Below are 13,448 nucleotides of genomic sequence, written 5' to 3'. Positions count from 1 at the left end.
AACAACATAAGCGATAGCTTAATCAAAAATTTATAATCAAGTCGTTATAAATATAGCGATAAGTTTAATCTTATTGCATGAAATTCGCTCTAGTTCCCAAAAGTAATATATTCGGGATTTCATTAGCAAATATGAAACATTTCAGCGTTAAAGCCCCGTCACTAAAGTAGAATGCTAGCAACAAAACGGTTTAAACCTGCCAAAATTGTCCTGGAGATCCCATGGTCAAATCCATTTTATTATTTATCAGCCTCGTACTTACTAGCCTTAGCCTATCCATGCCAAGCTTTGCTAACACTAATGCCACCAGCGCCAATAGCGAAACCAGCATGTGGCACTACACCAATGCTCAAGGTGAGTTAAAAGTTAAGCTTTATTTCTTTTGGTCTAAAACTTGCCCACATTGTGCCGAAGCTCATCCATTTATAGATAGTTTGCCTGAACGTTATCCTTGGATTGAAGTAGAAGATCATATGATTACTGCTGCCGACACCATGGATATATGGCAAGAGATCGCTAAGCAAACTGGCACAGAAGCACGCTCTGTACCTTACTTCGCTAGCGGTGAAAAAGCGGTTGTTGGCTACAGCAGCCAAGCCGTTACCGGTGAGTTCCTTGTGCAGCGTTTAAAATCATATTACGTGTCATTAGGCGGTAAATTAGCTCCAGAAAAAGAGGGGCAATATATTGCTGTCGCCCCAGCAACAGGCGGCTTATTTGCAACCTGTAGTGAGAGTGATAGCAAAGAAGGCAGCGACGGTACTTGTGATTTAGGCTTAGATACCAGCAATGAGTTAGCAAGCTCTGATGTGCAGCCAGTTGAGCTGCCACTTGTGGGTGTAGTGCATCCTGAGCAAATGTCTTTGCCACTGCTTACCGTAGTGCTTGCTGGCGTTGATGCCTTTAACCCATGTGCCTTCTTTGTATTACTGTTTTTACTGTCTATTATGGTTAACGCAAAAAGCCGTACCCGCATGCTAATTGTTGGCGGCATCTTTGTATTCTTCTCAGGCTTTATCTACTTTATCTTTATGAGTGCTTGGCTCAATATTTTCCAATTACTTGGCGCTGGTAGCGACGGTGGCTGGATTATTCTTGGTGCGGGCATGCTGGCATTAGTCGCTGGTGCCATCAATATCAAAGATTACTTCTTTACCAAAGGCGAAGTCACCTTGTCGATGTCGGCTGAAAACCGCACCGGACTGATAAAGCGCATGGGTAAATTAACCAGTGCCAGCAGCATGACAGCTATGATAGCCGGCACAGTGGTGCTATCGATTCTAGCCAATGCTTATGAGCTGCTGTGTACTGCGGGATTCCCTATGATCTACACCAGCGTGCTCTCTATGCATGACTTAGAAACATTTGAGCGCTACATGTATCTTGTGATGTATAACGTAGTGTATGTCATCCCACTTGCAGCAATTGTGATTGCTTTCAGTGTGTCGCTTGGCAAACGTAAGCTCACCGAAAAAGAGGGCCAAACCCTTAAACTCATGTCAGGCATTATGATGATGGGCTTAGGCGGCATGTTAGCGTTAGACCCAACAGCACTGCAAAATGTGGCGTTAGCGATAGGTCTAATCTTCAGCTCTGTTATTCTTACAGTGATCATCACGTTAGTGCGTAAGAGCCTAGAAAAGGTTAAAGCGAAAAAGTCATAACCCACAAAAATAAGGCCTTAGATAACATCTCGACTAAGGCCTTACCCCCTTCTTCAAATCCTATAAATACATACCTAAATCAATCATCTAGCTCGCAAAACTAATACTTTACACCTCATGCTGACACTGATAACTTTAAACTTGGATGCAAGGATTTATCCCAAAGTAGGGATAAAAAAGCAGGCTCATTAAGTGGTTTTCAAGGACAGAAAAAATGAAACTAGCCAAATTTATATCGATAGTATTAGTCTTTTTTACGTGTAGTCATGCAGCTGCAGTAACTCGCCCTATTGCATATCAAGCACCAGTTATCGCTGAATCGGTAGAACCACATCCTCTCATCGATGCTCACCTACAAGCCTATAACAGTAATAAATTTGACGAATTTAAAGCGCTATTTCATCCAGAAGTTGAAGCCTACGACTTCCCAAACAAATTACTATTCAAAGGCATGGATGGCTTTGACAAGACCTATAAATATCTCGTCTCAAGTATCTATAAATCTTCATTTATCAGTAAAAGGATTGTTGATGGCAACTTTGTTATTGATAAAGAAACAGTGGCGATTGAGACACGTGAAGACGATATTGAACTTGTGGTGATTTATGAGATTAAAGACAACTTAATTTATAGAATGATGTTTCTTAAGCAATAGCGAAAACCCCTTATTATTCAAGGCTGCAGAAACCAAACTGATACACTCTGTAACACCGCCAAACTTAAGTCTTTGAGGATTAAGCCGATAACTAAGTAACATTTCTAATTAATTGAGTTGAATATGGCTGTAACTATTTCTAGTGCAAATCTACAACCGAATATGAGTCATGGTGAGGTTGGCGTTAAAGTCGCTCAACTAGCTAAAGACCAACAAAAAATCGAAGGTGATATTGCGCTGCAATTAATTAATGCAGCGGTGCCTGAAGCCACACCATCCCCGGTTGGCAATACGGGTCACAATATCAATACCACAGCTTAAACAACCTGCTTATTTGAGACTGGCTCTGTTTGTGAAACAAAGCCGTCTCTACCATTCGCTTTAGCTTGATAAAGCATGCTATCAGCCCTTTCTAACAAGCTACTCGGTACCTCTGGTGCTTGCCACAACGCTATCCCCTGAGAGACCGTGATGTATTTAGCCACAGCCGAACTCGGGTGGCTTAACTTCTCTTCGTGCAACATCTGCTGAACTTTTGCTGCAACGCAGTTTGCACCATGCAAGTCTGTATTAGGCAGTACCATCACAAACTCTTCGCCGCCATATCTCGCGACTAAATCCCTTGGACGTTCAAGAGCTTGATTTAATAGCTCAGCCACTTTTACCAAGTATTCATCACCAACTTGATGACCTAAGGTATCGTTTAGCGGTTTAAAATAGTCGATGTCTAATAAAATAATACTCAATGGCTGCTGATTACGCGCAGCGGCTTTGCTTTCTTGCAGTAACACATCATCAAAATGGCGTCGGTTACTAATATTTGTCAAACCATCGATCAATGCTAAGCGTTTAAACTGGCTTAATAATTTCTTTTTCTCAATATTGCGCACTACAGCTTTGAAAAACCAACCCGCTATAATTTTCTGACCTGATAAAATAATCATTAAGAAACACAAAAACTTAGTTAGAGGATAAACAATAGCCTCAGAGAATTGTAGTGAGTGATAAATCGCGCTAAACGCAAGGAATGGCAAGATCACACTGACCATAATATTGCGATGTGGGAATAAAGCGAGTGCAAATACCAGCACTAAAATATCCGCCAGAGACTCCACACCTGGCATGTTTTGCTCAGATAAAAAAGCCAACGATACCAGCACTAGGCTCCATGAGCTCACCAACAGACCTAGGTAGACATAAGTTTGTATAACGGTAATTTTAAATAGGCCTTTGCTTTTTACTGTATACAAACCTAAGCCTAAAACAGCTGCTAACGGCACCAATTTAATAAACAATGCACCCGCATCATAATAATGCTTATCAAAGTAGTAAGCATTTGTTAGCACAACAAATAGCATGGCAAAACTGACATAGCTTGCCCATAAAATACCACGTTTTAAAATCGTGAAGGTTTCACGTTTTAATTGCGCTTGATACCGGTGTGAATTCAGAGCCATTTTGCTACTTCCATTTTTGTCTTTGACTCGCATAAAAAAAGCCAGCGTCTTGCTGGCTTTATACTAACGATTAATCACTTTAGGCTGCAACACTACTGGTGTCTAAATCGTCAACATTGTGGCGAATAAGGTAATCGAATGCACCAAGTGATGCTGTTGCGCCGCTGCCCATGGCAATAATAATCTGCTTATAAGCTGAATTAGTCACATCGCCTGCCGCAAATACACCTGGTAATGAGGTTTCACCTTTAGCGTCAACAATGATTTCACCGCGAGCCGTCATATCGATAGTGTCTTTTAACCACTCTGAGTTTGGCACTAAGCCGATTTGCACAAAGATCCCTGCAAGTTCAACATGATGACTCTCACCTGTTGCGCGGTCAGTATAATTTAAACCGTTTACGCGCTTACCATCACCAGTAACTTCTGTGGTCATCGCTTGAGTAATAATCTCAATATTACCCATTGATTTAGCTTTACGCTGTAAAACTTCATCAGCGCGCAGTGACTTATCAAACTCAAGTACAGTAACGTGCTCAACGATATTGGCCAAATCGATTGCCGCTTCAATACCCGAGTTACCACCACCGATCACCGCGACACGCTTACCTTTAAACAGTGGGCCGTCACAGTGTGGGCAATATGCCACACCACTGCCACGATACTCTTGCTCACCCGGAACGTTCATTTCACGCCAGCGAGCACCGGTCGCTAACAACACTGTTTTACTACGCAGCACTGCGCCGCTTTCAAGCTCTAATTCAAATAGCTCGCCAGACTTTAGGCTTAATGCGCGTTGGTTATCCATGATATCGACGTCATATTCATGTACGTGCGCCTCTAGGTTTGCCACCAGCTTTGGTCCTTCGGTCGCTTTAACTGAGATAAAGTTCTCAATGCCAACGGTTTCAGCAACTTGACCACCAAACTTGTCAGCAACAATACCCGTACGTAAACCTTTACGTGCCGCATAAATTGCTGCCGACGCACCAGCAGGGCCACCGCCAACGACTAAAACATCAAATGCCTCTTTTTGATTAAGCTGCTCTGCTTTTCTGCCAGCGGCATTAACATCTAACTTATTCAAGATCTCAACCGTGCTGATTGCGCCCATTGAGAATTGCTCGCCATTTAGATACACAGATGGCACAGCCATGATATTGCGTTCATTCACTTCATCTTGGAACAATGAGCCATCAATCATTACGTTAGTAATGTTTGGATTAATTGCCGCCATCATGTTCAGCGCTTGCACAACCTCAGGGCAAGTCTGACAGCTTAATGACACATACGTTTCAAAACGATATTCACCCGACAGCTGACGGATTTGCTCAATAACATCGCTATCAAGCTTAATTGGGTGACCCCCACTATGCAGCAGTGCAAGTACTAATGAGGTGAACTCATGCCCCATAGGTAAGCCAGCAAAAGTGATTTTCGAGCCCAGAGCAGGGTTAACCACTGCCATAGATGGCGTGCGCTCACCTTGTTGCTCAGTTACCGAAATAAGAGCTGACAAACTATCAATATCAGCTGCCAGTGACTTAAGCTCTTGAGCTTTTTTGCTGTCATCAGCAGACACAACCAGCTCAACTGGATGCTTGAGGTTTTGCAAATAAGTATTCAGTTGGTTCTTTACGTTTGCATCTAACATGATGGCTCCTAAATAATCTGATTCTGTTGTTCAATACTCGTTCTAGAGGCAGCAGGTGTCGCAAGCAGCGCCTAGAGATAACAAAAATAAAAAGTGATAATGAAAATAAAAGGTGTAGCGGCTATTAAGTATTAATAATAAAAACTGTTCAGCCTCAACATCAGGGGGGAAGCAAGGCTGAACAATATAATTAAGGAGATGAAACCGACTAATGGTTGCTTATTGCGTTAGCAAGAGGTGGGGGCTTACTAACGCGCTGCCATCAGGCTTACCTTAACTTTTTACGATTAAATCTTACCAACTAGGTCGATTGATGGAGCAAGTGTTTCTTCACCTGGCTGCCATGCTGCTGGGCAAACTTCACCGTCGTGAGTCGCTACATACTGAGCAGCTTGAATTTTACGAACTAGCTCTGCTGCACTGCGACCAATACCTAGGTCATGAACTTCAGCAACTTTGATTTCACCTTCTGGGTTGATAACAAATGTGCCGCGTAGTGCTAGACCATCTTCTTCAATCATCACACCGAAGTTGCGTGTGATAGTACCAGTTGGGTCACCAATCATTGGGTACTGGATCTTGTTGATGGTGTCAGAGCTTGCGTGCCATGCTTTGTGAGTAAAGTGAGTATCAGTTGATACTGAGTACACTTCAACGCCCATAGACTGTAGCTTCTCGTAATGGTCAGCCATGTCACCTAATTCAGTAGGACATACAAACGTAAAGTCAGCAGGGTAGAAGAAAACAACTGACCACTTACCTAGTAAGTCTTGCTCTGTCACTGGGTGGAAATCACCGTTGTGGAAAGCAGTTGCTGAAAATGGCTTGATTGTAGAGTTGATGATTGACTGATGCATGTAATGCTCCATTTTAATAATAAAAAATAAAAATACTTTTTCTTTAAATTCAACAAACTGGGTGAGTGATGATGAGTCCCTAAAAGCCAGTTCGTTTGCGATGTGAGAATAATAGCGGAGCAAAGAAATTAAAGATAACGGGTAAAAGCTATCATCCTAATCTAAAAATCCGAATAGGATTAACAACCCAATGATATGCAGGGAAAGCAGCACTTACTGCACCGTAGTGAAACGGCCATTAATAGATAAGCGTTTATAAATACAGTGAATAGTAAAATCGGAGGAGAAACGAGATGGAATATAAAGCGGGCCTAAAGACAGCTTACTAGCTCGAGAAAGCTAGTAAGCTTAACTACTGACGAGCACTACTCCCACACGTCAAAACGTGTAAGTGAGCGTGCCAATTGAAAATCAAGTTGTTGCGACAGCGACTGGGCTTTGGTTTTAAGGGCACTAGCACTAATATCTCGCTTAACCTTGCCAGCAAACACAACCCAGTTACCGCTGCCAGTTAAGCATGCACGCACTTCCGCGAAATGCATATTAAGGTAGCTGAGTAACTCGCGGTTTTGGCTGTGCTCTTTCCAGCAATTTAATACCAAATAACCATCAGCTTTAATCAATGCGGCGCACTGAGCAATAAACGCTTCTGATACTTGCGCAGCATCAACGCCTTCTGCGCTGTAAATATCAGTAAATACGACATCGACCCGCTTATGATCTGCAGCTGCTAAAAACTGCTTGGCATCTTGATGGATAACTTTTAGCTTTTTACTGAGTGGTAACTGAAAGTAGCGCTTAGCAAGTTCAATCACTTCGCTTCTTAGCTCTACTGCAGTTAATTTAATGCCAGCATCAAAGTGGCGTAGCGCATGGATCAGTCCACCGCCACCTAGGCCCAATACAATTGCACTTTTGGGCTGGCTATATAGCAGCACCAATAACATAGCTTGCACATAGGTGTGTTGCGGAATATGAGGCGTTGCCTTGAGCAATTTACTTTGCTCATCGTTTTCACCAAAAGCTAAGATCCGTGTTTCTTTATCTTCTAGCACGATAAGTGGACCATATTCATCTTTGGTTTGATGTAAAACTTGATAATCTGACATACGCTCTCCAGTAATTGGGGCGCTATTATGCGTTAATTATCTCTAGAGTAAAACGCCTAACACCTCAGTGTTAGCGCAAGTATCAACCCGCTCCCACACAACAAGATGAACACATCAACCCACTTAAAGACACAGTTAATCCAAGCTCGAAGCAAACATCGCAAAACCGCCACATAACAAGCAAACGCCGATACAAACCCAACAAATACCCAACCTAGATTTGTGACTTGGTTCACGTTTCATTTTTTGGTGTTACATACAATCTGCGCCAATCTCAATTCAATCAAATAGATCAATGAAAAAGACAATCTCAGCTATCGCACTAACTGCAGTATTAAGCACTCAACTAACCGGTTGTATGGGCCAAATGGGTCTAAGCGCCATGGTAACTAAAGCTAACTTAAGCGCAGTAGATAACCGTTACGGTCGTGCAGGCTTATTCATGCTACTAAGCCCTATCTATGGTTTCGCAGCAACAGGCGATCTATTTATTATTAACAGCATCGAATTCTGGACTGGTACTAACCCTATTACTGGCCGTTCTCCTGCTGTAGTTGATATGCCAGTTGAAGCTATTTTCAAAGTAAACCAGCATATTGATGGCGATCTAACAACTGCACCATTAAAGAACGTTAAACTAACTAGCGCTTCAATGGTTGCAACTGACGAAAACACTTTAGCTATGACGCTTGTTTATGAAGACGGCAGCCAGCAAGTGATGTCAGGCGTTAAAGATAATGACCATGTTGATTTCTACCTAGACAATGCCTTTATTGCACGTGTTAGCACTGCAGAGCTAGCTGCTTACCAGCAAGGTTAATATCGAGTTTGAACACAATGAAAAGGGGCGAGTCAGTAATGACTCGCCCCTTTTTTTTAGCTGAAACCGGTAAAAAACTACTTTAAGGTTCGCTGAAAAAATGCCACCGCTTGCAAATACATTTGCAGCGCTAACGCAGGATCGTATCGATCGCCCTCATCACGCATAAAGGCATGCTGTGCGTTTACTTCCAACCAGTTGAACTTTCGCTCTGTCGCCTCAAGTTTGTCATAAATAACCTTGCGCCCTTCACTTGATACGTGAGGATCTTGCTTACCAAATACCAGCACTAACTCAGCAGCAATATCACCAGTTCGAGTTAATGAGTCATTACCTTTAACGCAGGGTAAGGTATTTGAGTGAATATCGGTTGGATATAAGCAAAATGCTCCTTGAATGTCAGGGTTAAGCGCTGCACGATAAGCTAAATGACCGCCAATACATACCCCCATACTACCGATATTGCTACTACAAAAGCTCATACTTCGAGCAAAATCGACTAACGCTTCAGTATCGCTATCGTGTTGCTCTAAGGGTTTAGTAAACTTATCAGCATTACCTTTGTCTTTTCCCACATCATCGTATTCAAGCACCGTGCCTATCGGGTTTAGTTCATGGAAGACTTCTGGAACTAACACCACAAAGCCGTGACCAGCCAAAATGGCTGCCGCTCTAGCAATCGGTGCGGTTTGCTGAAAAATTTCAGAATAGAAAATAATCGTCGCAAACTGACCTTCACAATCAGGACGATAAAGATAGGTTCGCATCGGTCCCGTTGCAGTAGATATATCATGGACTTCTTGAGTAATGATCATCGGCTTTCCTTAGTCGCTTTTCTTATGTTTAGACTGTTATCAGCTAGAGGTGTCCGCTCAAATCTAGCTGAAATTATGCAGTCTAGTATGAATCACTTTAGTGCTCGTTTATAAACAAGTAGGTTGCCAGCCTGCATTTGATGCATGCTGGCAACTCACAGGCATCTTTACAATTGGTTAGGACACTCTTCTCCCGCAAGAAGCTGTTTAACATTACTTAATGTTGTATGCGCTATCGCGCCTAACGCTTCTTCAGTTAAGAATGCTTGGTGACCAGTAAAAATCACATTGTGACAAGCTGATAAGCGTCTAAATACATCGTCTTGAATGATTTCACTCGACTTATCTTCAAAAAACAGCTCTTTTTCGTTTTCATAAACGTCTAAACCTAAAGAGCCTAACTGGCCGGTTTTAAGCGCTTCCATCGCATCTAGCGCATTTAGCAGTCCACCACGGCTAGTGTTGATCACCATAACCCCTGGTTTCATCTGGCTAAAACTGTCTTCACTCAATAGATGATGGTTATCTGCAGTCAGCGGACAATGCAAACTAATCACATCGCAAATAGGATAAAGCTGCTCGAGTGGCAAATACTCGACGCCTAAATCGATTACAGCTTGGTTAGGATAAGGGTCGTGAGCCACCACTGTGCAGCCAAAACCTTGTAACACTTTAATCGTGGCTAAACCGATTTTACCTGTGCCGATAACACCAACAGTGCGACCGTGCATGTTAAAACCAACTAGGCCATCAAGAGAAAAATTAGCGTCGCGGGTACGTTGATAGGCTTTATGGATTTTACGGTTCAAGGTAAGCATTAATGCAACAGTATGCTCGGCAACAGATTCAGGAGAATAAGCAGGCACATTTACCACTTTAATACCTAAACGAGCGGCGGCAGCCAAATCAACATTATTAAAGCCCGCGCAGCGCATAGCGATAATCTTAGTGCCACCAGCTGCTAGTTCAACCAACACCTCTTCACACAGGGAGTCGTTTACGAACGCACAAACCACCTCAAAGCCTTCGGCTAACTTGACGGTTTGCATACACAAGCGGTAATCAAAATACTCAATAGCGGCGCCGAACGCAGAGTTGGTACGGTCAAAATGCTGCATGTCGTAATGCTTGGCGCTAAAAAAGCCTATTTTCATAGTAGATACCTTAGCTAAAAGAGGAAGAAAACTTGAACAGTCTATGCGATATGAAGGGATTTGTCTTGATGAGGGTCAATCTGAGCCAGTTTACTAGCGATGGATTTTGACAAAATAAAAAGCGAGCTCCTGACAGCTCGCTTTTCAGCTTAATTATCAAATAAATCTGTATAGAGAAAGGATACGTTCTCCAGATTATTTAAGTCAGTGCAGCAATTGGTTGAGCATGAAAATACCAATTACAGCAAGGAGTAAGCATATGTTTATTAGCATAACAGTATCTATTAAGAGGTATAGATATCTGCTTCACAAAATTACGCTAAATCAACTGAATAGTAATTAAGCGAGCTTTTTTTAACCTCTTCAGTCAGTTGCTGTTGGAGCTTGTGATCACTGAGCACTTTTTAATTAGCAAATACCTGATAAAATTTATCAACACCTCATCGCCCAAGAACCTTCAAAATGGCTAGAAAAGAACTAACAGAAAAACAATTTATAGTACATCGCCTTTCAAAAACAGCTCTTCGAGCGATTCACATCTTAGGGATCACAGGTGCTGGTGGTGGTATTTTACTGAATGTACCTCAAGAGCAATGGCTAACATATTGGATTATGGCTATGGCAACGGGCTCAGTGTTAATGGTATGGGAAATTGTTCGCGACTGGCGTTGGCTTATCCAACTAAAAGGTGTACTCACCTTGGTTAAAATTGGTCTCTTGTTGCTATTTATTCCTCTTGCTAACTATAAGCCCGAGCTATTGGTCACTATCGTGTTACTCTCAGTCATCGTATCCCATGGACCTTCGGGTTTACGCCACTTTTCAGTGGTGCATGGCCGTAGCATAAAAACCAAAAAAGAAGTAAAAGGCTAAAACATGAATAATGCACCGCTCATTACCCAGTTCGATAAACTGTTAGACAAGATCCCTTCTCACTTTAGAGTGTTAGATCTTGCCTGTGGTAGTGGGCGTAACGGCGCATGGTTTACTAATAATGGTTGCGCGGTGACTTATCTGGATCAAGATTTATCACGACTTGAACTCAGCACACCTGCAAACATAGAGTTGCTTGAATGGAACTTAGAAGATGGCAGCGCTCCAGAGCTTGCTAAAAACCAATATGACATTGTATTGGTTTTTAATTATCTACACCGCCCGCTCTTCCCTCAAATCATTGAAGCGATTAAGCCCGGTGGCTACATTATTTACGAAACGTTTACCGCCAAACAAGCTGAAATAGGCAGACCACGAAACCCAAACTTTTTACTGAAAACGGGTGAATTAAAAGCAATATTTGCTAACTGGCACTGCCTGCATTACGCTGAAGATCTATTCGGCGAATTACCTTCGGCAAGTTATAAAGCGCAGCTTATCGCGCAAAAGCCAAAGGCATAAAGCCTATTAGATGATGTAGTACTCACTCAGCATAAAATAGAGGCCTAGTATGTTTCCATACCCAGAGCAATATCGAGTCGCACTTCCGCCGATAATCACTGGCTTAATGGTAGTTTGGGCGCTAATAAGCCGACTCATATTTGGCGATGCGAGTGTTCTTAGTCTTTATCCGCTATTAACCTTATTCCCAATTGTTATCTTTTTACATGGCATGCTGATTTGGGATGCCAGAAGTATGGGACGGCTCGATCAGTCTTTTTACGCCCTAATCCACTCTGCACTGGCCTTTGTGGTGTGGACTTTTGCGATAATGCACGTTAACGGCAACAGCTTTTCATAGCATCTACAACACAGGTTTAGCCAAGGTTAGATTTATCGGCAAATCTGCTTGCATGGATAAGCGCCTAAGAGGTATCTTTGCCGCGCATTTTTAATAAGGTTGCCTCATGACTGATTTTGTCTACTCTCCACCGACTTCGCCTTGGCTTGAAATCCTCCATCAAGATAAAGATATCATGGTGGTCAATAAGCCATCGGGGCTTTTATCTGTACCAGGACGAGATCCAGCGCACGCTGACAGTACTTATACTCGCGTATTAGCGGAGTTTCCTCACGCAAAAATCGTCCACCGCTTAGACATGGCAACCTCTGGGGTTATCGTGGTGGCGCTAATTCGCAGTGCAGAATCTGAGCTAAAACGTCAGTTCAGAGATAGAGAAACCCAAAAGACCTACTACGCGCGAGTCGCAGGTCATGTAAAGCAACCTCATGGAACGGTGAACTTACCGCTAATTTGTGACTGGCCAAACCGCCCTAAACAAAAAGTCGACCATAAGATAGGTAAAGCCTCAGAAACTCATTATGAAGTGATTAGCTATGGCAAACGCTCGACTTTAGTTAAGCTCACACCTATTACTGGGCGCTCGCATCAACTGCGGGTGCATATGATGGCATTAGGCCATCCAATTTTGGGCGATAACTTTTATGCCGATCCATTAGCTAAACGTCTAGCACCAAGACTATTACTGCACGCACAGTCACTAACGATTAGCCACCCTTACACTAAAGAGCCAATGACTTTTAGTTGTGATGCACCATTTATGCACACCGAAGGTGAGCAATAATCCCACTTATATAATTAAGATAAACAAAAGCACCAGCAACAATTGCGGTGCTTTTGTATTTGTAACTCACTCTAACTCTGCCGAACTTTAAAGCTAATCTCACCCAATAAGTTAGCCATACCACCTTATCGCCACGTTATTTGATAAATCAGTAGAATATTGTGCATAAAATACGTAAATTACTTACCTAACCAATAAGCAAACGGCGCATTTATTATGGAAGCCCCATTTCAAAGAGACTCTCTCGATAACCAAATTCTATCAGCCTTAATGAAAGAGGCCAGAACGCCCTTTGCTGAGCTAGCCAAACGCTTTGGTGTTAGTGCGGGTACTATCCATGTTCGCGTAGAGAAAATGAAACAAGCCGGCATTATTACTGGTGCACAGATCACCGTTAACCCTAAGGCACTCGGTTACGATGTATGTTGTTTTATTGGTATTAACTTAAAAAGTGCTGGTGACTATCCAGCTGCAATCTCTAAGTTAAATGCACTAGAGGAAGTGGTTGAAGCCTATTACACCACAGGTAACTACAGTGTATTTGTAAAGGTAATGTGCCAATCCATCGATGGACTACAGCATGTGTTAATTAATCGTATTCAGTCAATTGATGAAATTCAATCAACAGAAACCTTAATTAGCTTACAAAACCCTATTGTACGGGCGGTTAAGCCTTAGGTAAGACGATTTAATCCTTTCCCAGTCAATATAAAAAAGGCTAACAATTGTTAGCCTTTTTCTATG

Annotated in this window: 15 protein-coding genes; 9 read left to right on the top strand and 6 right to left on the bottom strand. The window is 42.4% G+C overall.

Annotation, left to right across the window (positions count from 1 at the left end; translation table 11 throughout):
- Positions 1 to 221 precede the first annotated feature (221 nt).
- The 3 genes from L2740_RS16205 to L2740_RS16195 all read left to right on the top strand — a co-directional run bounded on the left by L2740_RS16205 (position 222) and on the right by L2740_RS16195 (position 2,640).
- Positions 222 to 1,664: a TlpA family protein disulfide reductase gene (locus tag L2740_RS16205; RefSeq protein WP_248951146.1), complete on the top strand. Its 1,443-nt coding sequence runs from the start codon at positions 222 to 224 to the stop codon at positions 1,662 to 1,664.
- 214 nt (positions 1,665 to 1,878) lie between these two features.
- Positions 1,879 to 2,319 carry a nuclear transport factor 2 family protein gene (locus tag L2740_RS16200; protein WP_248951145.1) on the top strand — a complete coding sequence of 147 codons (441 nt, stop codon included), beginning with the start codon at positions 1,879 to 1,881 and terminating at the stop codon, positions 2,317 to 2,319.
- Between the two features lie 123 nt (positions 2,320 to 2,442).
- Entirely contained in the window at positions 2,443 to 2,640 is a 198-nt protein-coding gene (locus tag L2740_RS16195; RefSeq protein ID WP_248951144.1) for a cytoplasmic protein, read from the top strand.
- Here the strand turns inward: L2740_RS16195 and L2740_RS16190 are convergent.
- From L2740_RS16190 to L2740_RS16175, 4 genes are all read right to left on the bottom strand, one after another.
- Positions 2,637 to 3,776, bottom strand: coding sequence for a GGDEF domain-containing protein (locus L2740_RS16190; protein WP_248951143.1), 1,140 nt, complete (start codon positions 3,774 to 3,776; stop codon positions 2,637 to 2,639). The two genes, L2740_RS16195 and L2740_RS16190, sit on opposite strands and share 4 nt — an antisense overlap.
- 79 nt (positions 3,777 to 3,855) lie before the next feature.
- Positions 3,856 to 5,430, bottom strand: coding sequence for an alkyl hydroperoxide reductase subunit F (gene ahpF / locus L2740_RS16185; protein WP_248951142.1), 1,575 nt, complete (start codon positions 5,428 to 5,430; stop codon positions 3,856 to 3,858).
- 287 nt (positions 5,431 to 5,717) lie between these two features.
- Positions 5,718 to 6,287 (bottom strand): alkyl hydroperoxide reductase subunit C, encoded by a 570-nt coding sequence (gene ahpC / locus L2740_RS16180; RefSeq protein WP_248470023.1) that lies wholly within the window; start codon positions 6,285 to 6,287, stop codon positions 5,718 to 5,720.
- Positions 6,288 to 6,652: 365 nt separating this feature from the next.
- Positions 6,653 to 7,396, bottom strand: coding sequence for a spermidine synthase (locus L2740_RS16175; protein WP_248951141.1), 744 nt, complete (start codon positions 7,394 to 7,396; stop codon positions 6,653 to 6,655).
- A gap of 295 nt (positions 7,397 to 7,691) precedes the next feature.
- Between L2740_RS16175 and L2740_RS16170 the strand changes: the two genes are divergently transcribed.
- Positions 7,692 to 8,216, top strand: coding sequence for a DUF3332 domain-containing protein (locus L2740_RS16170; protein WP_248470027.1), 525 nt, complete (start codon positions 7,692 to 7,694; stop codon positions 8,214 to 8,216).
- Between the two features lie 77 nt (positions 8,217 to 8,293).
- Here L2740_RS16170 and L2740_RS16165 read toward each other — a convergent pair whose 3' ends face one another.
- Entirely contained in the window at positions 8,294 to 9,031 is a 738-nt protein-coding gene (locus L2740_RS16165) for a dienelactone hydrolase family protein (RefSeq protein ID WP_248951140.1), read from the bottom strand.
- Between the two features lie 167 nt (positions 9,032 to 9,198).
- Positions 9,199 to 10,185: a 2-hydroxyacid dehydrogenase gene (locus tag L2740_RS16160; RefSeq protein ID WP_248951139.1), complete on the bottom strand. Its 987-nt coding sequence runs from the start codon at positions 10,183 to 10,185 to the stop codon at positions 9,199 to 9,201.
- A 462-nt stretch (positions 10,186 to 10,647) separates the two neighbouring features.
- Here L2740_RS16160 and L2740_RS16155 point away from each other — a divergent pair, with 462 nt between their 5' ends.
- From L2740_RS16155 to asnC, 5 genes are all read left to right on the top strand, one after another.
- The gene (locus tag L2740_RS16155; RefSeq protein WP_248470030.1) at positions 10,648 to 11,058 is read left to right on the top strand and encodes a hypothetical protein; all 411 of its coding nucleotides are present in this window, start codon (positions 10,648 to 10,650) and stop codon (positions 11,056 to 11,058) included.
- A gap of 3 nt (positions 11,059 to 11,061) precedes the next feature.
- Positions 11,062 to 11,580 carry a class I SAM-dependent methyltransferase gene (locus tag L2740_RS16150; protein ID WP_248951138.1) on the top strand — a complete coding sequence of 173 codons (519 nt, stop codon included), beginning with the start codon at positions 11,062 to 11,064 and terminating at the stop codon, positions 11,578 to 11,580.
- Between the two features lie 49 nt (positions 11,581 to 11,629).
- Entirely contained in the window at positions 11,630 to 11,920 is a 291-nt protein-coding gene (locus tag L2740_RS16145; protein ID WP_248470033.1) for a hypothetical protein, read from the top strand.
- A 106-nt stretch (positions 11,921 to 12,026) separates the two neighbouring features.
- Entirely contained in the window at positions 12,027 to 12,704 is a 678-nt protein-coding gene (gene rluA, locus L2740_RS16140) for a bifunctional tRNA pseudouridine(32) synthase/23S rRNA pseudouridine(746) synthase RluA (protein ID WP_248951137.1), read from the top strand.
- A 216-nt stretch (positions 12,705 to 12,920) separates the two neighbouring features.
- Positions 12,921 to 13,382 carry a transcriptional regulator AsnC gene (gene asnC / locus L2740_RS16135; protein ID WP_012275918.1) on the top strand — a complete coding sequence of 154 codons (462 nt, stop codon included), beginning with the start codon at positions 12,921 to 12,923 and terminating at the stop codon, positions 13,380 to 13,382.
- Positions 13,383 to 13,448 lie beyond the last annotated feature (66 nt).

Source organism: Shewanella pneumatophori (assembly GCF_023283895.1).
In the GTDB taxonomy this organism is placed as follows: domain Bacteria; phylum Pseudomonadota; class Gammaproteobacteria; order Enterobacterales; family Shewanellaceae; genus Shewanella; species Shewanella pneumatophori.
The sequence above is the reverse complement of the archived record's forward strand: the minus strand, read 5'-3'. Positions and strand labels throughout refer to the sequence as shown.